We start from the raw sequence: 24,449 nt of genomic DNA on the forward strand, positions 1-24,449 counted from the left end.
AGACGACGTCGGCGGAGCGAGGGACGGGGAGGCGGCCGATTCATGGGGTGACGGCGTCGTCCAGGACGATATGGCGGACGGCGGTGTCCTTGGTGACCGTGGGCTGCAGAACGCCGCTGTCGCGCTCCATTTCCGGAATCACGAGGTCGAGGAACTCCTGGCGGTAACGGCGGAAGTTCAGGCTGGCGGTGACGGTGAGCGGTCCGACGGCGTCGGCCGGGATGGCGACGTGGTAGGATTGTTTGTCAGCGTAACGGGGGAAGATGCTGCGGTTGCCGCTGCCGCCGGCCTTGCGCCAGAGCTCGTGGCGCAGCAGGGGCTGGCCGTGCTCATCGAGCGGCACGCCTTCCAGCACGAGGGTGCCCTCGTCGCGGGGGCGTCCGGGCTGGTGCTCGACGCCGGATTCGTCCTGGATGCGGCGGGTGACGGGATCGATGCCGCCGAACTCGGCGAGAACCGTGCCTGACGCGTCAGCGACGGTGAGGTGCACCCAGGCGCGCAGGAAATCGAGCGGACCAGTGATGAAGTTGTGACCGATCTTGCGGTTGCGCACGATTACCTGAAGTTCCAGAGGCGCGCCGCGGGGCGCGGAGTCGGGGGCGACGATTTCGATGGGGGCGACGGGGCCCTCGGGCCAGAGGTGGGCAATCTCGGGCAGCACGGTTTCGCCCTTGATCCAGGCTTCGGTGAGCGCGCGGTGTTTTTCCCAGTGCGGCAGTTTGAGCACCTCGGCCATGAAGAAGTTGGTCCCGATGGTGCCGTGATGGCGGTGGGCACCGTCGTCGGCGCTGCGGCGCAGGTCGCCGCCCTCGCCGGCGCCGGGGTCGCGGGAGCCGGGCACGAGGCGCATATGGCAATCGCGGCAGCTCAGGCTTTTGTCGGAGTTGCCCTCGTCGATCCAGTGACTCTTGCGCCACTCGTCGAATTGGTTCTGCGATGGGCTGGCACCGAAGCGGTTAAGTGCCTCGGGGATGAACTGCTTGTGGCAGGCACCGCAGAATTCGGGCGTGCGTAGGAGGTTACGGTCGTAGTCGATCAGATGCTGGCGCGGGTAGGCCCGAATCAGGAAATCGGATACACGCTTGGCGAGACCGGCGCTGTTTTCACCCAGATATTTGTGCGGGGGGACCAGCACGTAGTCGGCGTTGCCGCGCTGGTCGACCTGGGCAATGGAGTGGCACACGGCGCAGGAGATTCCCTCCTGCATGCCGGGAGCGGATAGACTGAGGTTGTGGATGTCCTTGGCGCCGGCAAAAAGGGAGATCGGATCGTGGCAGCCGGCGCAGTAGCGGGTGTCGGCGGCGCTACGGTCGGCGGCGAAGTTCCGCTGCACAGCCTGAAAAGGCGGGTTCATCGCGGAGAAGCGGTGAGCGCTTGGTTCCCACTCGGCCAGGATCTCCTCATGGCAGCCCGTCGTGCCGCAGGAGGCGGAGTGGGCAAGCATTTCGGGGTTGATGAAGTTGCCGTCCACGGTGGTGGCGTAGGTAGGGGCGAAGGGATTGCCGCGGTATTCCGCGAATTGTTGGGCGTATTCCGGCAGGGTGTAGCCATCGCGGGCGGTCAGGTGCACTGGAATTTGCGGCAGGAAGCTGGCCGTCAGCATGAGGGTGGCATAGACGCCGACGAGGGTGCCCGCGAGGGCAAGCGTGCGGTGGCGCAGTTTGGGTCCCAAGCCATGCAACAGGCGGAGCGGGCCGCCACGCCGCAGCCACGCGGCGACGAGGTGGGCGATCACGACGGTGGCCGTGGCCAATCCAGTGACAAGGTGGACTTGGTCCCAAAACGGGGAAACCCGGCTTCCGAAAAGCGCTTGGACAGTCACGGCGAGTCCGCTGCTGAGACATGTGAGCGTAAGGGCCAGCGCGCCGTAGCCGAGCAGCCCGACCACGGAGAGATTCTGGTCGCGCCAAGTTTGCCAGTGTCGGACTTGGTAGATCGCGAAAGGGCCGAGCAGGAGCACCCCGGCGATCCCGTGCAGCAGGACCTGCAACTGGGCGAGGAGAGAGAAGGGCGCCAGCAGTATCCATAGACCGGTGACGGCTTCGAGGGCGAAGCCGGCCAACACGAGCCACGTAAGCAGGGACGACCCTTTGGGCGATGCTTGACGGTGTCGCCGGGCAGCTGCGGTTGGTTGAGTTGCAGGCGGATGGGACAAAGCGGCGAGTGGGCGAGGCGCAGGCGGTGGGAGAGTTGGGCGCGGGGGCGGTGGTGCGAGTAGGGCATTTCCGGGACTCGGTGGCGCGGGAAGCCCGTTTGCTGCAGGAGCGGCCCACCTTTGCGGATGTGCTGGCGCTCGGACCGGGCGGAGCCGTGCTGTTGGAGCGGATCAGTGAAACCGAACTGGTGGACGTGACCGAGGCCGCAGGGTTTGGTGGGCTGAACGGCCGCGATGCCGCGTGGTTGGATTATGAATACGATGGCGATCTCGATCTACTCGTGGTGGGTGAGGCAGGTTTGACGCTGTGGCAAAACAACGGCTCGGGACGGTTTGAAGAAGTGGCGGCGATGGTTGGCCTCGACCCGAAGGGGCTGGGCATTTCGCTGGCGGTGGCGGACCTGGACGCCAACGGCGGCGTGGATGTGGTGGTGGCGGGGGCAGAGAATGGCACGACGGTGTGGCAGAATGTCCGGGCCGGTCGCTTCCGTGCGCCGACGGCACCGGTCGGTCCTTGGCCGTCGGCCGAACGCGCGCTGCTGGAGGACGTGGACAACGACGGAAGAGCGGATGTGGCGCTGGTGGGCTCCGGCCAGACCCGGCTGCGCCTCGGCGGCAAGGGCGGTGAAGTCGTGATGGACCATCCCGAGTGGACACCGACGGCGGCGGTGTGGGTGGACCTGGAGATGGACGGCTGGGTGGAGTTCTGTGCGGCAGCTGAAGGCGTAATGCGCATTTGGCGCCATGATGACGTGGGGGGCTGGCGAGAGAGCGGCGAGACGATGGCGCTGCCCACGAGCGCACAGGTAACCGACCTTATTGCGGCGGATGCCGATGGCGACGGCGACGACGATCTGTGGATTGTGAGCGAGACAGGACAGGTGACGGAGTTTCGCAACGACATGGTGCAGGTTGGGCGTGCGCTGCGACTCCGGCTGGAATCGGCGGCGATGGCTAATCACGGCGGCACCGGCGCGACGATCGAAGTGAGGGCGGGGCCGACGGTTGTAGCTCGTCAAGTTATGCGCGAAGTGCCGGCGGCGATCGGCCTGGGTGCACTCGCGCGGATGGATTCGGTGCAGGTGGTATGGCCCGATGGCACGGTCGATAACCTGATCAATGTCCCAGTGACGGGTGAGGTCGTGACGGTGGAACGCACGCGGGTGATCACGACCGGATCCTGCCCTTACCTTTATGCCTGGAATGGGGAGGAGTTCCGTTTTGTGACCGATTTTCTGGGGTCCGGCGCGTTGGGGCTCGCCCTGACGGGCGGCCTTAGCTGGCCCCCCGATCCGGTGGAAAAGGTGCGCATCGGTGATGATGCCGAACTGCAGCCGCGCGACGGACAGTATGAGATCGTGGTGAGCAGTGAGCTGCGCGAGGTGGACTATTTTGACGGGTTGCGGGTCATCGCGGTGGACCATCCGTCGAGCGAAGAAGTGCACCCGACCGATAGTTTCATGGCGCCGCCGGTGACGCCTTCGGAACTGTGGGCGGTGGGTGATGCGCGTCCGCTGCGGCGGGCGGTGGACAGCGTGGGGCGCGAGCTGACGGTGGCGTTGAGCGAAATCGACGGAACATTCGCCCCCTGTGGGGAAGTGCTGCCGCCACCCTTGCGCGGTGTGTGCAGACCGATCTCGCACACTTTGGACTTCGGTCCGATTGAGTCGGATGAAGGGCTGGTGCTGGCCGTGACCGGATTGCTGGAGTTTGGCACCGCGAGCTCGAACATCGCCTTGTCGCAGACGAACGCGGCGTCGCTGGTCTGGCCCACGCTGGAGGCCGAGGACGCCGGCGGCCAATGGCATGCGGTGGCCGTCAATCTGGGCATCCCGGACGGGCGCACCAAGACCAACGTGGTGGACCTGAGCGGACGCCTGCCGCAGGGCACAAGGCGGCTGCGGCTCACGACCTCGTTTAAAATTTATTGGGATCGTATCGCCTTGTTCACGCGACGCCCGTTGCCGGAGGAGCACCGGCACACCGTCGACTTCAGTCGGGCCGAGTTGGCCTGGCGCGGATTCTCGCGAGTGGAAACGGCGGTCGATGGAATCACGCGGGTGCCGGTGTTTGAGGAGGTGAGTGATCAACCGCCATGGCACACCACGCTCGAAGGCTGGTGCACCCGATACGGCGATGTGAGTGAGTTGTTGCGAGCAACCGACGGACGCTTGGCGGTGCTCAACGGAGGCGATGCAATGACCTTGGAGTGGTCGGCGAAGGCGCTCCCGCCGAAGCCTGCGGGATGGACGCGGACGTTCTTCCTCGACGCGGTGGGCTGGGACAAGGAGGAGAACGCCAACACGGACGGCGGAGATCGGGTGGAGCCTTTGCCCGGGCAACCGCTGGCGATTGATCCGGAAGGGACGAGTGTGCTGCGGGACGATTGGACCCGGCACTGCAACACGCGCTGGGTGCCGCGAGACCGCTTTGCGCCAACCCGCGCGAACCGTGAATAGTTTGCCTCAGGAGCATCGATCAAAATGAACTCAGACCTTGCCTACCTCAGTGCGGTGGAATTGGCGGCGGCGATAAGGACGAAGGCCTTGTCCCCGGTGGAAGTGGTGCGGTTTTTCCTAACGCGCATCGAGGCGGAGAACCCGCGGATCAATGCGTTCGTGAGGGTCTTACCCGAACATGCGCTCGCCCGTGCGGCCGCGGCCGAGGCGGCGGTGATGCGGGGGGAAAACATCGGGCCTCTGCACGGTGTGCCCGTGGCGATCAAGGATCTCTTCGATTTCAAGGCCGGTGTGCCCAATACCTTCGGGTGTCGCGTGTTTGCCGAATTTGTGCCGGAGGAGTCGGCGACATACGTGCAAAGGCTGGAGGCCGCGGGCGCGATTGTCATCGGCAAGACCAATACCCCGGAGTTTGGCCACAAGGGGACTACCGACAATCTGCTGTTTGGCCCAACCAGCACGCCGTTTGCGCCAGGCCGCAATGCCGGAGGATCGTCGGGTGGAAGTGCGGCGGCATTGGCGGCTGGCTTGGTGCCATTAGCCCAGGGGTCCGATGCGGGAGGATCCATCCGCATTCCCGCCGCGTGGTGCGGAGTTTATGGATACAAAGCATCCTTTGGACGGGTGGCGGCGGCGTATCGCCCCAATGCATTTCTTGCCCACACGCCCTTTGTTCATGCCGGCCCCATGGCCCGCTCGGTGAAGGACGCGGCGCTCATGCTCAACGTGATGGGTCGATCTCATCCCCGCGACCCGCTATGTCTGCCAGATGGCGGGGAGGACTTTCTGGCCGCAGCTAGCAGCAAGGTTCGCGGCCTGCGTGTAGCCTTCAGTCCGGACCTGGATGTGTTTCCTGTCGAGTCAGGCGTCGGGAGAGTGGTGGAGGCCGCATTGGATGGCTTCCGCGCCGCAGGTGCGTCGGTCGAACGAGTTAAGCTTGGGATCAAGCGACCGCAGTCGGAGTGGTCGGCCTTGTGGAATCGACAGATGGCGGTGCTTTACGCGGCAATGGCGGAGGATTTTCACGAGGCGGGGATCGACTTGGTCCACGATCACCGCAACCAAGTGCCGGTGGAGGTAATTGATCTGATCGAAACGGGACGTCGGATGAGTGCCTTGAGTTCCAAGCTCGACGATCGACTGCGGACGGAGTTTGCGGACGCGTTGCAGGACGTGTTGGATGACTATGATGCGTTGGTGACGCCGACGTTGGCGTGTCAACCGGTCGAGAACACGACGGACGGACGCACGCTCGGCCCAACACGAGTGGGCGGTGAGGCAGTAGATCCGGGCATCGGCTGGTGCCTGACCTATCCAATCAATTGGAGTGGCAACCCGGCGGCTTCTATTCCCGCGGGCTTGGATGATGACGGGCTACCTGTCGGCTTGCAACTGGTAGGACGTCGCCATGGGGATGCCACGGTGTTGGCATTGAGCCAAGCCTTCGAAGTAGCTCACCCTTGGCATGAAATCTACTCCCGCGCGGCAACTGGTTCAATCCGGGACTGTTGATTCTGAAGTCCATTGCGATCTCGCTCAACATTTGTTGGGCGTCGACTTGATAGGTGAGTATTAGCGTTCGGTGTGCCTAAAGGAGAGCCAAAATCAGGAGGCCCGAGAAACAAGCTAAGCATAAGCGTCCCGCGAGAGGGATGATGTTGAAACGGGTGGTGAGAGCGCGGTTCATGGTGAGTTCGGTTTGAGGTTGGAGTGAGCTTTACGCGCATGCGGATGGAGCCAGCCAGGTTCCCGGTCGCGTTCCTCCGCGTGACGTTGCAACTGAGCGGTCAGAATGGCGGATCGACCGAGATAACCGACCAAGCGGGAAGGTGATTCCCGTGAAACGACGGGCAGCCGGCCGATATGGTGTCGAAACATCCGGGCAAGCACAGCGCTCACTTCCTCATCGGGAAAGGCGGTGTGCAGCGTGCGGGAAGTGACTTCCGCAACCGGAAGACTGCCGCGGCCGGCAGCAAGCGCCTCCAGCAGGTCCCGCCGCGTGATGATACCGGACGGGATTCTGGATTCATCCGCGAGGATCAAGGCTTGGTGATGGCTTACCGTGGGATCATGGGCTCCAATGCGATTAGCCAGCGCTTGCACCGTGACATGGGGAGGAATGGTTTGCGGTTCGGTTTCCATCACCGACGAAACTCTCGTGTGAGCAAAGGCATCGGTAGCCATTTCAACCGGCACGGAAACCCCTCGTTGATGAACCGGTGTGGTCATAATCGAATGGCGGGACCACAACCGGGCGACCAGAATTGCAATGGGGCGGCGGTGGCCAACGGCCAAAGGGCGGTGGCGCTACCGGTGAATCTCCACCCCCAGAATGACGGATGCGATATAGGCGTGGGTGCCACCGGCAAAGAACGCGATCATGCCTGTAAGGGCGGCCAAGGCCGGGGGAACCGTTGGCAAGCCGATGGCTCCGGCGATCATGGTGGCCAGTAGGCCGACACCGCCGCCGGCGATCAACATGGGAGCGAGGGTCCCTCCAGAGGTGCCGCTGCTGAGCGAGATGACCCACGCGGCTAGCTTGCAGCCACAGATGATGAGCATAACAGCCACGGGGGCATCTCCGCGCAAAAGATCCTTTATTACATCGTAGCTGGCGCCAAATACGTGCGGCTGCCAAAGACCGATCAGCCCAACGGCCGCTCCCCCCAAAACGGGTCGCAGCATCCACGACCGGATGAAATGGGAAAAAAGTTTCTCCATGCCGTGAGCCGCCGCAGTGGCACTGACGGCGACGATCCCGGCGACCAAGCCAATGAATCCGATGCTCGGCCAGAGTTGCCAGTCCAGTTCAAGAGCCGCGCCCAAGGGGAAAACTGCGCCACCGCCCGTCCATGCATAGCGCACGGCCTGCGCGAGCGATGCAGCCAGCATGACCGGCACCAAAGAGCGGGCTTTGAACTCAAATAATAGGAGCTCGACTGTCAGCAGCGTGGCGGCCACCGGACTTCCGAATACCATGGTCATCGCCGCGGCTGCACCGGAGCTGAGAAGCACCCGGCGTTCGATCGCGGTCAAGGTCAGCACTTGCCCGATCAAGGAACCCAAGGCACTCCCGGTCGCGATGACGGGACCTTCCGCACCGTAGGGGCCGCCGGTGCCAATTGAAATGGCGGAGCCGATGGGCTTGAGCAGCGCCACCTGAGGCGAGATTCGGCTCCGGTTTACAAGCACCTGTTCCATGACCTCCGGTATGCCGTGTCCGAGAATGCTACGGGTTCCCCAGCGAGCCAGCAACGCGATGAGCACGGACCCCGCGACTGGAACCACCACGACCCAGCCACCCAGGCCGTGTGTCACCGGCGAGGTTAAGGTGGTGTCAATTCGGCCGTAAAAGGACAAGTTGGTGATCACTCCAATCAGGATCAAAAGCGAGTGAGCGGCGACAGCAGCGCCGAGGCTTACAACCAAGGCCAAGCCGCACAGCCAAACGCCGCGGAAATTTCCCGGCTGGCTCGAATCGACCAGCTGTTCGCTGGTTGAAGTGATGGGTGTGTTATCAGGCTGCACGTTTCTCGGATTTCAGCAAAGAATCCGTCGAATAAAACATCGTGAAGCGATATAAAAATCCCGTCCCCCCATGCCACCAGCGGTTAAGGCTAGGTGATTACAGGGCATGGGCGCGACGAACTGCATGCAATAGTTCGCCGCGATCTCGCGCGGTCGGAAGAACGTCGAAGTCTCTACCAACGACTCTCGTCGTCTCAAGCGGACATCCAGCGCACCGGAAACCGTGAGTTCGCCATTCAGCCCTCCGACCTGATCAAGGCCACGCAGAAGCCCCCAATCCACCGCCACATCCGAACGATCACGCCTCGAAGCGGCCGAGGCCTTGTCCATGCGCATGACCGCCCCACAAAGCCACGCAAACCCGCCGCGCCACCCAATCGTTCGGAGTCCGCCACGGCATGCGGCACTGACCGAACATTGTGCTTTTGCGGGTGTCGAATCAGACTGGCATTTCGGTAGGGAAACCTATGATTGGGTCGATGGCGAAGACCTTTTCGGAGCAGTCAGATATTGACGATCGAGCGAAGAGAATCTTGCGCGAACGCATCGAGGACTGGTGGACCTTGCGTGACCGAGTTCCCGATGTTCATGTGGATTACGAGATCGAGCACAAATGCGAAGGGGAACCCTCCGCACTCACGGCCTATGTGCAGTTGAAGGGAACAAGGAGGATCAATGTTTCCGGCGGGATGGCGCGTCTACAGCTCAAGACGAAACACCTCAGGTATTGGGTGAAGGCGCGACGACCTGTGATGCTGATACTCGTCGAAACATCGAGCGGACGTTCGTACTTCCTGTTCATGCAGGCATGGGTGCTTGAGAATCAACTTCAACAGGAACTGGAAAAGAAGAGCACCCTTCGTGTGCGAATTCCTCTGGAGCAAGAACTGAAGCCCGATAGCTTCCTGCGGGCGGTGCAAGAGGCAGATATCTACCTCAGAGAACAGCATCCCAGTTCCCCGGCGGCGGCGATCGCTGCTGCTGAGCAAGCGTGGTCCCATCTTGACCCACGCTTCCAGGTCGCTCTGACAGCCACCAAGGATCACAACACCTATGCAATCAGCCCCAAAGCGGGTGATCCCGTCAGTCTTAAGCTGACGCTCACGGGTCTCGCTCCGGAGCAGCTTCGTTCCGCGAAGTCGTCGCTCGACTGGGGGCGGCACTGCAAATTAACAACAGAGAAGATCAAGATCGAAGGGTCGCCGTTGTTTGAGACGATTGCCCAGAAGGCCCATCAGGCCGAGTTGGGTTTCAACGGCAACCGAAGAGCGGCTAGTGTCCGATTAATCGTGGGGAATCAACCCGCTCAACAGCTCACTGTGGATGGATTCTTATCAGCAGGCGCCGCTGGGATCGCTTTTACTGCGGATGAAGCGTCGCCCATTCGGGTAGGCTTGGAGTTCCCGAATAGTGGACGTTCGACGGCGATTGTTTCCATCAACCTGCAAACTGATCCAGATGCATGGGAGGGGCGCCGCCTCCTGTCGCTTACTCATCTGGATCAGGTGGCCCGGTTCTCTGAAACGGCCGAAAAATTCGATGGGCTCCGATTAGAATTATGGATGGGTGCGAACCGGCTATTGAAACCGGGAAAAAAGTTTAAATCAGAAAAGCTTTTTGAAGCACTCGCTTGGTGGTTCGGATTGCTGCGGGAGGCGGTTGATGCGGCGGTATACTTTGGGATCGATCCGATTGTTCCGAGGCTAGATTCTCTTTCCGATTCGCAAATCAGTAGGACTTGGCAAGCCATTCGCCTCGCGAAGAGCGGCACTCAAGAGGTCGAACATTACGACGTGGACCCGAGTGAAAAAGCCAAGGAATATTTCTCAGATGGAAAGGTCGAGGCCAGTGGATTTGTAAGGATAGCCATTCCATTGGAAATCGACATCTTGGCGCACAAAACCAAAGCAGGGTTCCTGCAACTAGAACCCGTTCATGGACGCATCGTGCGAATGGACAAGACGCACGGTGACGAAATCCTCCGCGTCTTCCCGACGGAATCACGAAGTTTTACGTTCCGACACGTTTCAGCGCTCGATACGTCCGGTGACACAGGCGATGGGGAGTGTTAGTGGATTTTTCAGACATAGCCTCCTGTCTTTGCTGATCTGAAACTGGTGCAGTTGCCTGGGCGCTTGGGAGTGGCCCCCTCGAAGCGAGTGCTGGATGAATTTCTGGCAACGGCGGTTGAGCACAGTCTGCTCCCGATTCAACGTGGAATGGGGTTCGCCTTCAGGAGTAGACGAGGGAGCAGGCCTCCGCTGGTTTTTCCTATACTCCGTCCTATACTCGGGCCCGAAATTCAGGCCTTTTCGGGACGATTCCGGACCGTGTTTGGCCTTTCTGTCGGTGTGGTTTGAGAGGCAGGGACAGGCGGAGACTGTTCGAGACCAACCACTTAAACGACCTTAGAAGCCCTTGCCGTAAGGCGTGCTGGTTCGAGTCCAGTCCCGAGCACCAGCCTTCGCTCCCGCGGGGAGCTTCGGCTGGCGGGGCCAGCGTCCGACTACGGAATATGGACTGGACGATGAACCATGGTTCGACGGAGCGGAGTGTCGCGGTGCGACACGGAGCGGAGATGGGGCGCCCGTAGGGCGATCTCGCGGAAGCGAGATCCCGCCTTTGGCGGGACCAATCCAGTCCCGAGCACCAGCCTTCGCTCCCGCGGGGAGCTTCGGCTGGCGGGGCCAGCGTTCGATCACGCGACACCTATCACGGCAGCGGCTGCAAACCTTCGGCGCGGACGGTCCAGGTGCCGTCGTTGGGGATGCCCGGATGAGGAGTCTCGTTGCCTTCCCAGCCGGCGATCATGAGGGCGACGGCGGAGAGGAAGGAGCCGTTGGCCGGTAGATAGACGGCTATTTCGGTGCGACCAGGGGCGGCACCTTGGCGGGCGCGGTCGCTGCCTTGGGGGCAGTGACCGTTGGGGGCGTAGCGGTTGTTGGGGCCGTCGCGTAGCAGGACTTCAATGGCATCCTGCGGGCGATTCAGCCGCGTCGCGGTCATGGCGATCATGGGGTAGTCCCAGCCCCAGATTTTGGTTTCCCAATCCCAGTCGGCCAACACGGCGTCGAGCGTGCGGTCCATGGTGGCGCGATCGACGTCGGGGCCACCGGGGAGGAAGCCGAGGGGCATGAGCATTTGCGGGTGGTCGTGCCGGCTGTTGAGGTTGGTCCAAGTGTCGGGGTGGGATTCGAGGGCGACGTATTTGCCGTCGTCGGTGGCGAGGGGCGGCAGGTGGGCGAGGCGGTGGTCCCAGTCGGCGTTGCGCTCCAAGCCGGCACGTTCGCGCCAGGTTTGCGCGGTTTCGAGCGCCCAACGCCAGTAAGCGAGTTCGAAGGACGGGTTTTGGCTGGTGGCTTGGTCGTGGATTTCCTGCGCGATCCACAACGGTGGGCCGAGCACGTAGGTGCCGCGGGTTTCGTCCCATTGCAGCATGGTGGCGAGGCAGGCGGCGGTGTCCTGCACGAGATCGAAGTAGTGTGTCGCGTGGGCGGCGGCCGGGTCGTGGCGGCGGAGCAACTCGGCTAGGTAGATGGGGTGGGGCTGGTTCCAGACGATGAGCGGGTTGCCGCCGGGGCTTTCGCGCATGTCTGGGCCGACCATCTTGGCCCAGCGGGCGCCGGCGAGATTGCGACTGGCGGCGAGGGTGCGGGCTTCGGGCAAGCGGCGCACAAACCAATCGAGATTGGTGGCGGCGAGATCGGGGCGGCCCCAAAGCACGAAGTGCGCGGTGTGCCACCAGATCATCTCAGTGTGGTGCTTCCCATACCACGTGTTGCAGGTGAGGCCACTCTCCTGCGGCGGCACCTCGCCGACGCTTTGCACGGCCGTGAGATATTGGGACTGCACGATGCGGCGCTCGAGTTTGGGCGCGAGCGGATTGGTGCTGCCGGTCAGGTCGACCGCGGCGCCGCGGGTCCAGAACTGCTCCCAATGGGCAGCGCTCGCAGCGCGAACAGCAGCGGGTTCCGGTATCCGGTTGGTGGGCACGGACTCGCTGTAGCGCAGACTGAGAGCGAGCGTGGTGGTGCCTTCGTTGGGTTCGAAGGCGAACGTGTGCGGGGCTGCGGCGTCGGGCGTGATGGGGAGGCTGGTGGTGACGGTGTAGGTGGTGCCGAGCACCTCGCGGGCGATGGTGTGTGTGTCGCGCAGCTCGGAGCGGTGAGACTCGGGTTGGCTCCAATCGAAGGCAGGGGTGTTTTTAACGGACGGATCGTGTCCGCGGGGGAAGCGCAGGCGGAGGCGGAGTTCGCCGCGCGCGACCAGCGGTGACTCGAGTTCGATGGCGATGGTGTCGGAATCGGGAGCGCAGCTGGTGCGCACCGAGACAGGCTCAGCACCGAGAGTAAAGTGGCTGGTGATGACGCCGGTCCATTGGTCGAGGGTTTGGTGGGGATCGACGATGTCAGCCGGGGTGAAGGGCGATCCGTCGGGTTTGCGCCAATCGAGCGCGAGCTGGCCGAGCGGATGGAGGCGCGGGTTGCGGCGCAGCCATTGACCGGCGGCTTCGTCGGAGTTGCTCGGCAAGGCCAAGGTCGTGCCGTCGGGTTGCACGTAATCGCGGTTGGCGTCGGCGACGGTGTAGTTCTCCGGGTTGGCTTCGGTCACCCAGCACCAGCGGGCGAGGGTTTCGAGGGGAATGCCGTTGGCGTAGTAGTGATCGCCGAAGGTCTGCAGACCGGTGACGTCGACGGTGAAGGCGAAGCCGCCATTGCCGACGGTGAGCGGGGCCCAGGGATCGACGGTGGTGACCACGGGATTGTTCCGGGCTACGAGGGCATGGCGGTCGATGGGGGGCGAGGCCGCGAGACTCGAGGCGAGGGCGACGAAAACGAGGAGGTGGCGCATGGCTCAGCGAGTGAAGTTGTCCGGTTTACCGCTGGTGCGCAGCGTTTGCAGATCCTCGACGTCGCGCAGCACCCAGGTGGGCTCACCCTCGGCGGGTTGAAGGGAGACATCGCGGAAGCTCGCACCATTGGCGCCTTCCAGGTGAATGGCCGGACGGGCGTCGGGGGTGTCGGTGCGCAGCTCGATGTCGTGCAGGCGCAGGTTGGCGACGTGGCGGGCGAACATCCCCCAGGATGGCATGGTGCCAAAAACATCGGGGTCGGGGTAGGCGCGCTCGTAGCCGGGGACTTCGCGGTTCGCCTGCTCGGCGGTGCCGCCGCCGGCGTAGTGGAAACGCAGGTTGGAGAGGGTCACGTCTTCGATGGGGTGGTCGGGCAGGCCGGCGATGAGGATGCCGTGATCGGGGGCGACGTTGGAGGCGACGATGTTGCTGATGTTGATGCGACGCACGGTGCCCGGGCCGGCGGCGACGGGACTGCGGAGGCGGGCGCCGAGGCGGATGAAGATGGGCGCGTTCTGAACGTCGCGCATGGTGATATTGCTGATACTCACGTCTTCGAGCACACCGCCATCGACCTGCTCGAGGGCGAGGCCGCGGGAGTAGTCGAAGACGCAGTTGTCGATGGTGATGTTGCGGAAGCCGCCGCCGGCTTCGGTGCCAAATTTGATGCGGCCCATCACGCCGCCAAAGCGCTGGGTGGTGCGGGTGCGGGTGCCGTCGAGGAGGGTGCCCTCGTCGTAGCCGGAGACGAAGCAGTTGGTGATGGTGACGTTCTCGCAGACGCGGGCGTAGCCGAGGCCGTGGGAGGATTTGAGGCAGATGGCGTCGTCCCACGGGGCGTTGACCGCGGTGTTGCTGATGCGGACGTTGGAGCAGGCATCGATGTCCATGCCGTCGCGGTTGGTATCGATGGTGAGGTTGTCGATGGTGAGGTTGTCGACGCCGGTGGCGAGGATGGCGAAGTGGCCGCCGTGCAGCATGCGAAAGTCGCGCAGGGTGACGTTGGTGCAGTTTTTGAGCGCGATGGCTTTGTTGCCGACGCCGGCGGGCAGGGCGTCGCGAGCGTTGGGGTAGTTGAAGGGACCCGGCGTGAGGTCGGGGCGGGGCGGGTAGTCGAAGGGACCGTCGGCCTTAAGCACGTCGGGCAGTTCGCCGTCGTCGGTGGGTGGTGGAGTGGCGTTGACGGGGAGGGATATGCGGCCGTTCCCGCGGGAGAGGCCGCGACCGTAGATGAGGCCAGGGCCGGTGATGGAGACGTCGGTCAGGTCCTCGCCGTAGATGAGGCTGTTGCGCCAGTGGCTGTGTCCAAAATCCTGATACTCGTTCCACTCGTTGGGCTCGGGCGCGTCGTAGCCGCCGGGTTCGCCGGGGGCGGGGGGATCGGCTGCGAGGAGGGTGGCACCCGGGCCGAGGTGCAGGGTGATGTGACTGCGCAGGCGGATGGTGTAACTCAGGTAGTCGCCGGCGGGCAGCACGACCGTGCCGCCGCCTGCGGCCGCGGCGGCTTCGATGGCGGCGTTGATGGCAGGCGAGTCGAGCGTGGTGCCGTCGCCGGTGGCGCCGTAGTCGCGCACGGAAAAAGTGCCGATGGTGGCGGATAGACTGGCCGAAGTGGCGAGAGCGAGCAGGCACGCGAGCAGACGGAGCAGCGGTCGGGGTAGGGGCATGGTGGGACACTAAAGGGGTGTTCGGATAAGAAGAAAGCCTGACCGGTCGATCCGGGTATCAACGAGGTCGATAGCAGTTAAACAATAGGGCGACATTTGTCGGGGCGGACCGGTTTGCGATTGCCGGAGGGGGGACGCGGGCCTTGCGTCTGAGCCCGTGTGGGCCCTCCCGATCAGGCTTCGATTTTTGGTAGGATTGTTGGGGGTAACTGTCGCTGGAGCCCAGCCGGTGGCACAGTTGGGCACGCAAGCGCTGCAGGAGGAGGCGCAGGTGCAAATCGAACGCGGTGCGTGGGGCGAAGCGGTGCCGTTTTTGCGCGAGTTAAATCGGCGGTTGCGCGAGTCGAGCGATGCGGCGGCGGTGCGGTCGCGGGAGCAGGTTTTGTATTTTCTCGGGTTGGGGCAGCTGCAGATGGCGAACCTGCCGGGGGCGGCGGACACGCTGGCGGAGTTTATTGCAACGTATCCGGAATCGCCACAGGCGGTGACGGCGCAACTGTATCGGGGGGACACCTACTACTACCAAGGGCGGCTGGCCGATGCGCGGGCGCTGTATGAAGAACTGGGGCGGCGATGGTCGCCGGGAGATCTGGGCGTGGCGGAGCGAGCGCTGTATTGGGAGCACTACGCGGACTGTGTATATGCGGAGAAAGACTGGGAGGCGGGGGCCGAGGTGTTCGCGGCCCTGCAAGGCGCGGCGGCGCAGCTGCTCGATGCGGGGGCGGCGCGCGAGAAGGGCGCCAAGGCCGCGTCGTATCGGCTGCAGGCGGCGATCGCGGCCAACGATTTTGCGGCGGCGCTGGAGCTGTTGCCGGAGCTCACCGGCGGGGCAGGGCGCACGCGGCACGACCTCGCGCTGAACCTCGCGCTCATGCGCGGCGGCGATGAACTCTATCAGGCCGGGCGCCACGGCGAGGCATTGTTCTTCTACGAACTGGTCCTGCGACCGGCGGAGCTGCGGCGCTTCTGGACGGAGCAGCGGGCGCGGCTGGAGGCGGAGCAGGCGCGGGTCGTCGGGGTGGCTTGGCTGGCGGATCGTGCGCTGGAGGTGGAGGGGGAACTGCGCGAAGCGGCGCAACGGTTGGGGCAGCTAGGAGAGGCGTTTGATGGGGAGACGAGCGATGCGGCGAAGCCGGTGAGCGACTATACGCAGGCGTTGGATTTTCGGGTGGCGCGCTGCTACCTCGCGGAGGAGCGGGTATTTGAAGCGTATTGGGCGTTCGTGCGGCTGGAGGAGTCGGCGACGGCGGATGGGTTTGTGGAGGAGGCGGTTTATGGTCAGGTGAAGACCGCGGCGGCGGCGGGGTTCGACGATCGGGTGCGACGCACGGCGCGACGTTACCTGCGCGAGGCGGCGTATGAGCGTTTCATCGGCGATGTGGGTTACGAACTGCTACAGACGGCGCTGCGAGCGGAGGACGAGTTGGCGGTGCAAGAACTCACCGAAGCGTTCATGGCGCGGGTGCGACTGGATCCGCGCCTGCAGGAAGCGCCGAAGCTGATTTACCTGGTGGGATCGACCTTGCTGGAGCGCGGTGATTTGGCGGGGTTGCGGGAGCGGCTGGAGCCGATGTTGGCGGCGTATCCGGAATATGGATTCAGCGATGGTCTGGCCTACTGGCTGGGCATGGCCGATGTGCTGGAAGGGCGCTACCGACCGGCGCGGGCGTATTTTGAGCGCATCGTGGCCGATTTTCCCAACGGCGGATATGCGGAGGACGCGCACTTTCGCATCGGGGTGTGTTGGTTTGGCCTGCTCGACTACAAGAAGGCGCGGCTGAAGCTGGATGGTTTCCTGCAGGACTATCCGGACAGTCGACTGGTTTGTGAGGCGCAGGCACTGCTGGGCGATCTGGCGGCGGCGGAAGGGCGGGTGGACGCGGCGCTCAATGCCTATGCGGCGGCGCGGGATGCGGGTGGGATGCTTTCGCCGCCGAATCAAGGTTACATCGACCATGCGGTGTTTCAGGGCGGCAAACTGCTGGCGGGGTCCGGGCGATGGGCGGAGATGGCGGAGTGGTTTGAAAGTTATCTGCGGCGCTGGGGTGAGGACGGGCGGGCGGGGGATGCGATCTATGAACTGGGGCGCGCGCAGGTGGCGCTGGGGCGCACGGATGCGATGCTCGACCTGTGGATCGAGTCGATCCTGCGCTTCGGCGATGATCCGCGGGATACGGGGCCGGACCTGATGCTGGCGGAGTATCCGGAGCACTACCGGGCGGTGCGGGGCGGCTCGCCGGAGGGCGTGTTTAAGGATGCTCTACGCATCGCGACCGCGCAGGCGGAAACGACCTTGGTGCTACGTCTGGCGACGGCCCTGCGGGCGTTGCCGGAGGTGGCGGGAGACGGGTTGCTGGAGGTGACGGCGGAGAATTTGGAGCAGGCGAGTGGAGCGGTGCTGGTGGCGGCGGCGCGGCGACTGGCGGAGGCGGACCCAGCGCTGGCGCGGACGGCCCTGGAGCGGGCAGTGGAGTTGTCGCCTTTTGCGCCGTTTGCGCCGGAGGCGTGGGCGCGGCTGGCAGAACTGCGCGAGCAGGCGGGGGAAGTGTTGCCGGCGATCGCGGCGTGGCAGCACGTGGCGGCGACGTTTCCGACGGCCCCGGAGGCGCGGGTGGCGCGGTTGCGCGAGGGCGATCTGCAGCGGGAACGGGGCGCGACGGCCAATGCGATCGCGGCGTATCGCGAGGTGTTGAAGGTGCGGGAGTGGCGTGGGGCGGCGTGGGCGGAGGCGAACTTTAAGATCGGGCTCACGCACTTCGAGGCGGGCGACTACGAAAAGGCGTTTGGGTTTTGCCAGCGGGTTTACGTGCTCTACGGCGGCGTGGCCGAGTGGGCGGCGGAGGCCTACCTCACCAGTGGATTGGCGTTGGAGCGGCTCGGTCGTGGTGATGAGGCAGTGGCGACGTATCGGGAGTTGGTGCAACAAAATCGACTGGCCGACACCAAAGCGGCGGCGGCGGCACGCGAGCGGCTGGAGGCGTTGGGGGCGTCATGAAAATGTGGTTACCGAAAGTGCTTTGGCTGGGGATCGTGGTGGGCGCCACGTTGACGGCGGAACCATTGCGGGCGCGTTGGGGCGGCGGAGAGGGCGATGGCGAGGGGCAATGGATGCAGGTGTTGGGGGTAGACGCGGCGGGCCGGGTGCGGTTGGTGCCGGAGGGGCAGCCGGAAGGAGAGGCTTTGGTGCCGCGGGAGGAGGCGAAGGGGTTGCGTTTTGAGCTGCCGCGGGATTACGAGCGGGCGCGACGGCTGGCGCTGGCGGGGCGGCATGGCGAGGCGGCGCTGTTGTTGCGCCGATTTGTGCCGGCGCTGGTGCCGTATACGCCGGTGCCGGAGTCGAACGCGGGGGCGGCGGTGCGACTGTATTTGCGTTCGCTGGTGCGGGAGGAGGCGTGGGCGGATGCGTTGGCGATGATGCTCGCGATCGAGCCGGAGCACGCGGGCACGGAGTTGGCGCGGGAGAGCGCGGAGCTGGCGCGGGGGTTACAGAGGGCGCAGCGTTGGGACGAGCTGCGTTTGCTGCTGGAGGTGTGGTGGGTGGCGGCGCCGACGGCGGAGTCCGCGGAGAGTCGGCGCAATGCCTTGGCGATGGCGACGGATCTGCGGCGCGGGGGTCAATGGGAGGAGGCGGCGGTGCTTTATGAGAAGCTGCGGCGCGGCACGGAAGGGGCGGAGCGGCGCACGCTTGATCTGTTGTTGGCCTATCTGGATTGGCACCGGGGCAGCGATCTGGGAGCGCGGGCTTTGTTGGAGGTGATGGAGGCACCGCCGGCGGCGGAGGATGACGGGGCTTTGTATCGGTTGTTGCGGGGGCGGTTGAATTTGGCGGCGGGGGAGACGCGGGCGGCGTTGGATGAATTGGCCACGGCATTGGTGGCGGCGGGCAGCACGAGCGAGTGGCGGATCGAGCTGGTCGCGGCGTTGGCGTTGGCGTATCGGGAAAATGGAGACGAGGCCGTGGCGGCGCGCATCACCGGGGATCTGCAACGGCAGCATCCGGATTCGCGATGGACGGCGGAAGCGAGCGCGGGGGAGCAAATTTTATGAAAACTCAACGAATCGAGTGGATGACGATCACGCGCTGGCTGTTGCTGGCCGGACTGGTGCCGGCGTTGTTGCACGCGCAGGACACGGCGGCGGCGAGTGCGGCGGACGGTGCGGGCGACGTGAGTCTGGGGCAGTTGTGGGCGCAGGGCGGTTGGGCGATGTATCCGCTGGCCTTGTTCTCGATGGCGGCGTTTGGGCTCATCGTTTTCAACGCGATGGCGATTCGAGAGAAGGCGCTGCTGCGGCCTGATGTGACTGCGCAGTTGGCGGAGACCTTGGGGCGGGGTGACGTGGCTTCGGCGCGCACCATGTGTGAGGAGGAACCGTGCCTGGTGGCCAACATCACGGCCGCGGGATTGGCGCGGGTGAAGGCGGGGGCGTATGACGTCGAAGCGGTGGAGAAGGCGATGGAGGAGGCTGCGGTGGAAGAGATCGCGGGGCCTTTTGGCGTGATCAGCTACCTGTCGATTTTGGCGACGCTGGCGCCGATGGTCGGCATGCTCGGCACGGTGTCCGGTATGATCAAAGCGTTCCGCAATATCGCGCTCGGCGGCATGGGCAAACCGGAGTTGTTGGCGGACAATATTTCGGAGGCGCTCATCACGACGGCGGTGGGTTTGGTGGTGGGAATTCCGGCGATGTTTGCCTTCTTCTTTTTCAAGAGTCGCTACGCGCGGCTGACCTCGCGGCTGGCGCGGATTTGCGGTGATTTGCATCACACGCTTACGCATGCGATGCGGACCAAAGGAGGCGGTGCGTGAAGATGGGGATGCAGGGCGCGGATGACGCGCGCTTCGACATGACGCCGATGATGGACATCGTGTTCCAGCTCATCGCGTTCTTCATGATCGTGGCGACTTACGTCACACGGGAGAAAGTCGAAGTGGAACTGCCGCTGGCGGTGAACGCGGCGATCGCGGAGAACCAGCAGGGCCGTATGATGATTTCCATTACGGTCGACGGCCAGGTGTGGGCGGGCTCGCGGGCGGTGAGCTTGGACGAACTCGCGAGCGACGTTCGCAGTTGGCTGACGGACGACGCTGATGCGAAGATCGTGATTCGGGCCGAACGTTCCAACAGCTACGGTTTGGTGAAGCAGGTGATGAAGGTCTGCCGCGATGCGGGGATCAGCGACATCATCTTCTCGTCGTTTCAATCGGAGGGCGGGGGATGAGGGAGGCTGACGCGATGAAGGGGGTGACCACGAAACACACTAAATACACGAAAGCCGTCAGCCTGATGGGTTTGGCCCACGGAACACACGGATTACACGGAACCGATTCTCTGCCGTTCCGTGTGTTCCGTGGGCGACCTCTGCAGTGGGGAGGAGTGGTTGGATGAAAACCAGTCGGGACATGTTTGCGGAGGAGGAGGGGTTCTCTTTGGACTCGATGCTGGATATCGTCTTCCTGCTGTTGATCTACTTCATGGTGACGGCGGCGTTTGTGAAGGAAGAGGCGGACATCAGCATGTCGTTGCCGAGTCGGGTGGAGCAGGACGAGCCGCTCGATATGCCGGAGGAGCAGGTGCTCGATATTCTGGCGGATGGACGCGTGCTCTTGAATGGGTTGGAGGTGGATGACGCGCTGAGTCCCGATCTGCCGATGCTTACGCGCACCTTGGCGCGGTTCCGACAGGCGGCGGATGACGCGCAGGTGCCGGCGTTTATCGTGGTGCAGCCGGAGGACGAAGCCCGGCATCAGCGGATCATTGATGTGCTCAACGCCTGTGCGGTGGCGAAGATCGAACTCGTATCCTTCAACTTGGAATGAAGCAGCGCGCCAAACGGAGCACCTTGTTTTGGGTCATCGCGATCAGTGTGGCGGTGCACGTGATAGCGGGCGCGATCTTTGCGGGGCTGAAGATCTACCGTTACACGGAGCCGCCGGAAGCGACCTTTGAGTCACCGCCGCCGGCGCGACGCATGGCGCAGGCGAATGTGGAATACCGGGTGGCGATGCAGCAGTTGCAGCAGCAGAGCGCGCGGCCGCCCGGGCAGACTGCAGGGGCGATGGACAGCCTGTTGGAGCAATCGCTGGAGTCATTCGACAGTCCGGGAGGCGCGTTTGGCACGTCGGCGCTGGGCGGCACGCCGGTGGTGGTGGGGGCGGGAGCGGGACGCGGCCGTGGTTTGGGGCGGATCGGTGGAGGGGGCGGTTCGCTGGCCATCGGGGTGTCGGCAGTGGACTTTTTTGGCATCAAGAAGCAGGGCGAACGCGTCTGTTTTATCGTGGATGCCGGGGCTTCGATGGTGGAGCCGGAGCGCGGTGATTTGCCGGGTTATGAGCGAGTGAAGGCGGAACTCGTGGCGATGGTGGAGGGGCTCTCGCCGGGCACGTTTTTTAACATCGTGGTGTTTGAGCGAGGGGTGGACCTCTACGCGCCGCGCATGGTGGTGGCCACGCGGGACAATACCTCGCAGGTGGCCGACTGGATCGCGCCGTATTGGCGGCTGGTGGACGGGAAGATCAAAGAGCGGGGAACGTTTCGGAAGAACTACGAACCGGAACTGGTGGACTGGGAGGGCGCGGGCGGAACCTCGCGCATGGATTTGGCGTTGGCGGCGGCGTTGGAGCAGCGGGCGGATTTGATTTTTATGATTACCGATGGCACGCCCTCGATCCGCTTGGCACGCAAGGAGGCCGAGGATCAAACGTGGCGGCGCCGGGTGGAGGGTTACGAGGAGGCGCGGGCGCGTTATGAGGCAAGTGAACGCGGAAAGCGGGAGATGGCGGCTTACGAGCAGGAACGGGCGGTTTGGCAGGCGGCGCGGGATCGCGAAAAGGCGGAGCGCGAAGCGAAAGGACTGCCGCCGGTCGTGCGCGAAGGCGGCAACCGCGGGGCACCGTCGCGGCCGGGTCCGTCGCGGCCGAGTCGGCCGACGGAGTATGCGGAGTTGGATGATTTGCAGCGCTGGGTGCGGCGGCGGGCGACGACGCTTTACGAGAGTGGCGGCAGTGCGTTGCCGAGTCTAAATCTGGTGGGTTATTCGCCCAACGCGCGGGGGACGGCGACGATCGAAGTGCTGGCGAAGACGTTCCCAGATGGGACGAGTCGGGTGATTGGGGCGTTTGCGGCGGGTGGGACGCCGTAGGGACGCGGAGGCGTTTCGCGACTTTCCGGGGTTTCGTGGGAAAACCGGTGGCGCAGCGGGCGATCTTGGCTAGGGTCACCGTCCCATGCCTAACGTTACCAAACTCCTGCACACGCGCATGCGTGTGAATGATATCGAAGCCACCGTGAAGTTTTACACCGAGGCGCTCGGTCTGACCGAGTCCCGTCGGCATACCTCGCCGCGTGGCGCGCAGTTGGTGTTCCTCGCGACGCCTAACAGCGAAGAGGAGATCGAGCTCTGCCAGATGCCGGCCGGCGCCGAACCGGTGAAGGTGCAGGAAGACCTCATGCACCTCGCGTTTGAAGTCGAAGACCTGGTCAAGTTTGCCGAGGACGCGAAGGCGGCTGGCTACGAGCTGAGCGACGGTCCGACCGAGACTGGAAGCGGCTCCATGATCGCCTTCATCGACGCGCCGGAAGGCTACGAGGTGGAGCTGATCCAGAAGGCGAAAGCCTGACGGGGTTATGATGTCGGGCGTAAAGCCCGACCCACAAATAAGTTACTCTGCCTGACGTGGGTCGGGCTTTACGCCCGACAACCACGCTCTTGTAAAACTAAGTCCGTTCACCGGCCTCCTTGGGTGCGTTCCCAGGCGAAGAGGTGTTGTTGGGCGAGGCCGGCGGTGGGGCCGTAGTGGACGCGGCCGAAGTGGGCGACTTGGGTGGGGCTCCACCCTTCGAGGCCGTAGCGGCGGGCCATGGCTTTGAGCATCCAGGTGTCGACGGGAAAGGCTTCGTGGTGGCCGAGGCCGAAGAGGAGCACGCAGTCGGCGATCTTTTCGCCCACGCCGGGCAAGGTGAGCAGGCGCATTTTGGCGGCGGCGTAGGGTAACGCGGCGGTTTCTTCCAGCCAGGCGGGAGCGGCGGCGAGGACCTCCGCGGTGCCCTTGATGTAGCGGGCGCGGAAACCGAGTTGGCAGGCGCGTAGGTCGGCTTCGGAGACGGCGGCGAGTTGTGGCCAGGTGGGCAAGGCGTTTTCCGAAACGCTGAAATTCTGAAAAGCTGAAACACTGAAATCGAGGGGTGTGCCAAGGCGGGTGGCGAGCAGAGCCAGCATCTGTTTGATCTGCGGGATCTGCTTGGTGGCGCTGCAGAGGAAGGCGAGCAGGGTCTCGCCGAAGGGCTGGCGCAGGATGCGCAGATGCGGGTGGAGCGCGTGGCAGGTGGCGAGGTGCGGGTCCGTCGCGAGCGGCAGGGCAGCGTCGATGCGGTCGTGGCGATCGTCATCGATGGCCAGGTAGTGGCGCAGGGCCGGGAGTGTGGTCTCGGCGAACGAGGCGGGGAGAGAATACTCGAGCGGCAGCGGCGGCGGAGAGGCAGGATTGTCGCGGCGTAAAGCCGCTCCCACAGTTGGAGTTGGCCTTAGGCGGAGGCGGGCGAGGTGGTGGGACCATTGGCCGATCCAGGTGGTGTCGTCGGATTCTGGATACCAACGGAAGGCCTGGCCGCCGTCGAGTTGCTCGCGGAGGCCGATGGCGGTGTAGGACGGGGCGCCGGGGAGAGGGGCCCACGGGGTCCAAGTGAGGGGTGGGGCGGACATGGGAAGGGCCGGCTCGCGGCCGGCCCAACGTCAGACGTCGTAGTCGAAGAAGTTGTCCTGCACGGCGGCGTGGATTTCGCCGAGGCGGATTTGGAAGGCGTCGAGGTATTCGTGCAGGCCGTTGCTGATGACGCTGGTGACGTCGGAGTTCTCGAGGTGCACGCGGGTCTGATTGATTTTGGCGAGGACCGGGTTTTGCTCGGCGTCGCCGTGGGCGGCGGCGATTTTGTTGAGGCAGTTTTCGGCCGAGATGATCGAGGCGAGAATGGAGCGAGGGAAGGCGCGGTCGTAGAGCAGGTAATCGACCGCGCGTTCGAGGTTGAGCTGACCGCGCTTGGAGCGGCGGAAGGCCTCAAAGCCGGAGCAGGAGCGCAGGACGGAGGCCCACTGCACGATGTCGAGGGCAGAGCCGACCTCGTGGAGGTCGGGCAGGATCATGAAGTATTTGATGTCGATGATACGCGACACGTTGTCGGCGCGCTCGAGGTAGCGGCCGAGCAGATAGAACCACCAGCCCTCGTCGCGGGGCAGCATGGATTCGGCGACGCCGTAGAGTTGTTGGATGCGCAGCTTGAGTTGGGCGAGGTAATCGCTGGAGCCCTGCTTTTGGTAGGTGCGGAAGCTGTGGGTCGAGAGCTCGTGGTAGAAGGTGTTGAGCGTCTCCCACATCTCGGAGGCGATCTGGTCCTGGATGCAGCGGGCGTTCTCGCGGGCGGCGGCGATGCAGGACACGTAGGAGGACGGGTTCTCGCGATCGAAGAGCAGGTAACGCACGACGGTCTCTTCGGAGATGTTGTCGCCGTGAATTTTGTGGAAGCCCTCGTCGTCGCCGGTGACGAAGACGAGTGGTTCCCAGGCGCGGGGGTCATCGGCGTCGCGGCGCGCCTCGAGGTCGAGGACGAGCTGGGCGTTGACGTCGACCAGGCGCACGGTGTTTTCGGCGCGCTCGAGTTGGCGGGCGGTCCAGTAGATGAGGCTGGCGACGCGGCTGAGCATGCCGGAACGGGCGGCGGATTCGGCGTCGTCGAGGATGAGGGGAGAAGTGGGCATGGCGGCGCAGGAGTGGATGGTTGCGGCGGAGGGCGGC

At 64.2% G+C, this 24,449-nt stretch carries 17 protein-coding genes; 10 read left to right on the plus strand and 7 right to left on the minus strand.

Annotated elements, in window-relative coordinates; genetic code table 11:
• Nucleotides 1-40: 40 nt before the first annotated feature.
• On the minus strand, nucleotides 41-2,062 hold the full coding sequence (locus K1X11_RS17320) for a multiheme c-type cytochrome (protein ID WP_221033035.1): 2,022 nt from the start codon (nucleotides 2,060-2,062) through the stop codon (nucleotides 41-43).
• A 35-nt stretch (nucleotides 2,063-2,097) separates the two neighbouring features.
• On the opposite strand from K1X11_RS17320, the gene K1X11_RS17325 reads away from it, so the two are divergent.
• Both K1X11_RS17325 and K1X11_RS17330 read left to right on the plus strand, forming a co-directional pair.
• The gene (locus K1X11_RS17325; protein WP_221033036.1) at nucleotides 2,098-4,614 is read left to right on the plus strand and encodes a CRTAC1 family protein; all 2,517 of its coding nucleotides are present in this window, start codon (nucleotides 2,098-2,100) and stop codon (nucleotides 4,612-4,614) included.
• A gap of 24 nt (nucleotides 4,615-4,638) precedes the next feature.
• Nucleotides 4,639-6,126, plus strand: a complete 1,488-nt coding sequence (locus K1X11_RS17330; protein ID WP_221033037.1) for an amidase — start codon at nucleotides 4,639-4,641, stop codon at nucleotides 6,124-6,126.
• A 171-nt stretch (nucleotides 6,127-6,297) separates the two neighbouring features.
• On the opposite strand, the gene K1X11_RS17335 is transcribed toward K1X11_RS17330, so the two are convergent.
• Both K1X11_RS17335 and K1X11_RS17340 read right to left on the minus strand, forming a co-directional pair.
• Nucleotides 6,298-6,843: a CBS domain-containing protein gene (locus K1X11_RS17335; protein WP_221033038.1), complete on the minus strand. Its 546-nt coding sequence runs from the start codon at nucleotides 6,841-6,843 to the stop codon at nucleotides 6,298-6,300.
• A gap of 78 nt (nucleotides 6,844-6,921) precedes the next feature.
• Nucleotides 6,922-8,142, minus strand: coding sequence for a chloride channel protein (locus K1X11_RS17340; protein ID WP_221033039.1), 1,221 nt, complete (start codon nucleotides 8,140-8,142; stop codon nucleotides 6,922-6,924).
• Nucleotides 8,143-8,621: 479 nt separating this feature from the next.
• Between K1X11_RS17340 and K1X11_RS17345 the strand changes: the two genes are divergently transcribed.
• On the plus strand, nucleotides 8,622-10,214 hold the full coding sequence (locus K1X11_RS17345) for a DUF4365 domain-containing protein (RefSeq protein WP_221033040.1): 1,593 nt from the start codon (nucleotides 8,622-8,624) through the stop codon (nucleotides 10,212-10,214).
• A gap of 640 nt (nucleotides 10,215-10,854) precedes the next feature.
• On the opposite strand, the gene K1X11_RS17350 is transcribed toward K1X11_RS17345, so the two are convergent.
• Together K1X11_RS17350 and K1X11_RS17355 are read right to left on the minus strand one after the other, a co-directional pair.
• Entirely contained in the window at nucleotides 10,855-12,993 is a 2,139-nt protein-coding gene (locus K1X11_RS17350) for a hypothetical protein (RefSeq protein WP_221033041.1), read from the minus strand.
• Between the two features lie 3 nt (nucleotides 12,994-12,996).
• Nucleotides 12,997-14,661 carry a rhamnogalacturonidase gene (locus K1X11_RS17355; protein ID WP_221033042.1) on the minus strand — a complete coding sequence of 555 codons (1,665 nt, stop codon included), beginning with the start codon at nucleotides 14,659-14,661 and terminating at the stop codon, nucleotides 12,997-12,999.
• 229 nt (nucleotides 14,662-14,890) lie between these two features.
• Between K1X11_RS17355 and K1X11_RS17360 the strand changes: the two genes are divergently transcribed.
• From K1X11_RS17360 to K1X11_RS17390, 7 genes are all read left to right on the plus strand, one after another.
• Entirely contained in the window at nucleotides 14,891-17,656 is a 2,766-nt protein-coding gene (locus K1X11_RS17360) for a tetratricopeptide repeat protein (protein WP_221033043.1), read from the plus strand.
• Nucleotides 17,657-17,658: 2 nt separating this feature from the next.
• Nucleotides 17,659-18,708, plus strand: coding sequence for a hypothetical protein (locus K1X11_RS17365; protein WP_221033044.1), 1,050 nt, complete (start codon nucleotides 17,659-17,661; stop codon nucleotides 18,706-18,708).
• On the plus strand, nucleotides 18,705-19,469 hold the full coding sequence (locus tag K1X11_RS17370) for a MotA/TolQ/ExbB proton channel family protein (protein ID WP_221033045.1): 765 nt from the start codon (nucleotides 18,705-18,707) through the stop codon (nucleotides 19,467-19,469). Before K1X11_RS17365 ends, K1X11_RS17370 begins: the two co-directional genes overlap by 4 nt.
• 2 nt (nucleotides 19,470-19,471) lie before the next feature.
• On the plus strand, nucleotides 19,472-19,882 hold the full coding sequence (locus K1X11_RS17375; RefSeq protein WP_225919721.1) for an ExbD/TolR family protein: 411 nt from the start codon (nucleotides 19,472-19,474) through the stop codon (nucleotides 19,880-19,882).
• Nucleotides 19,883-20,045: 163 nt separating this feature from the next.
• A complete protein-coding gene (locus K1X11_RS17380) occupies nucleotides 20,046-20,480 on the plus strand; it encodes an ExbD/TolR family protein (protein ID WP_221033047.1) in 435 nt (144 codons plus the stop codon).
• Nucleotides 20,477-21,802, plus strand: a complete 1,326-nt coding sequence (locus tag K1X11_RS17385) for a vWA domain-containing protein (RefSeq protein WP_221033048.1) — start codon at nucleotides 20,477-20,479, stop codon at nucleotides 21,800-21,802. The genes K1X11_RS17380 and K1X11_RS17385 overlap by 4 nt, the downstream gene beginning before the upstream one ends.
• A gap of 85 nt (nucleotides 21,803-21,887) precedes the next feature.
• Nucleotides 21,888-22,280 (plus strand): VOC family protein, encoded by a 393-nt coding sequence (locus K1X11_RS17390; protein ID WP_221033049.1) that lies wholly within the window; start codon nucleotides 21,888-21,890, stop codon nucleotides 22,278-22,280.
• 107 nt (nucleotides 22,281-22,387) lie between these two features.
• On the opposite strand, the gene K1X11_RS17395 is transcribed toward K1X11_RS17390, so the two are convergent.
• Both K1X11_RS17395 and K1X11_RS17400 read right to left on the minus strand, forming a co-directional pair.
• Complete coding sequence (locus tag K1X11_RS17395; protein ID WP_221033050.1) at nucleotides 22,388-23,362, minus strand: DNA-3-methyladenine glycosylase family protein; 975 nt, start codon at nucleotides 23,360-23,362, stop codon at nucleotides 22,388-22,390.
• A gap of 30 nt (nucleotides 23,363-23,392) precedes the next feature.
• A complete protein-coding gene (locus K1X11_RS17400; RefSeq protein WP_221033051.1) occupies nucleotides 23,393-24,412 on the minus strand; it encodes an alpha-E domain-containing protein in 1,020 nt (339 codons plus the stop codon).
• Nucleotides 24,413-24,449: the final 37 nt, after the last annotated feature.

Origin of the sequence: Actomonas aquatica (assembly GCF_019679435.2) — a bacterium.
In the GTDB taxonomy this organism is placed as follows: Bacteria; Verrucomicrobiota; Verrucomicrobiia; order Opitutales; family Opitutaceae; genus Actomonas; species Actomonas aquatica.

Bases quoted from the DNA above. Each gene is read 5' to 3' on its own strand.
- K1X11_RS17325 (WP_221033036.1), top strand. From the start codon at position 2,098: ATGCTTGACGGTGTCGCCGGGCAGCTGCGGTTGGTTGAGTTGCAGGCG.
- K1X11_RS17330 (WP_221033037.1), top strand. From the start codon at position 4,639: ATGAACTCAGACCTTGCCTACCTCAGTGCGGTGGAATTGGCGGCGGCG.
- K1X11_RS17335 (WP_221033038.1), bottom strand. From the start codon at position 6,843: ATGACCACACCGGTTCATCAACGAGGGGTTTCCGTGCCGGTTGAAATG.
- K1X11_RS17345 (WP_221033040.1), top strand. From the start codon at position 8,622: ATGGCGAAGACCTTTTCGGAGCAGTCAGATATTGACGATCGAGCGAAG.
- K1X11_RS17350 (WP_221033041.1), bottom strand. From the start codon at position 12,993: ATGCGCCACCTCCTCGTTTTCGTCGCCCTCGCCTCGAGTCTCGCGGCC.
- K1X11_RS17355 (WP_221033042.1), bottom strand. From the start codon at position 14,661: ATGCCCCTACCCCGACCGCTGCTCCGTCTGCTCGCGTGCCTGCTCGCT.
- K1X11_RS17365 (WP_221033044.1), top strand. From the start codon at position 17,659: ATGTGGTTACCGAAAGTGCTTTGGCTGGGGATCGTGGTGGGCGCCACG.
- K1X11_RS17370 (WP_221033045.1), top strand. From the start codon at position 18,705: ATGAAAACTCAACGAATCGAGTGGATGACGATCACGCGCTGGCTGTTG.
- K1X11_RS17375 (WP_225919721.1), top strand. From the start codon at position 19,472: ATGGGGATGCAGGGCGCGGATGACGCGCGCTTCGACATGACGCCGATG.
- K1X11_RS17380 (WP_221033047.1), top strand. From the start codon at position 20,046: ATGAAAACCAGTCGGGACATGTTTGCGGAGGAGGAGGGGTTCTCTTTG.
- K1X11_RS17385 (WP_221033048.1), top strand. From the start codon at position 20,477: ATGAAGCAGCGCGCCAAACGGAGCACCTTGTTTTGGGTCATCGCGATC.
- K1X11_RS17390 (WP_221033049.1), top strand. From the start codon at position 21,888: ATGCCTAACGTTACCAAACTCCTGCACACGCGCATGCGTGTGAATGAT.
- K1X11_RS17395 (WP_221033050.1), bottom strand. From the start codon at position 23,362: ATGTCCGCCCCACCCCTCACTTGGACCCCGTGGGCCCCTCTCCCCGGC.
- K1X11_RS17400 (WP_221033051.1), bottom strand. From the start codon at position 24,412: ATGCCCACTTCTCCCCTCATCCTCGACGACGCCGAATCCGCCGCCCGT.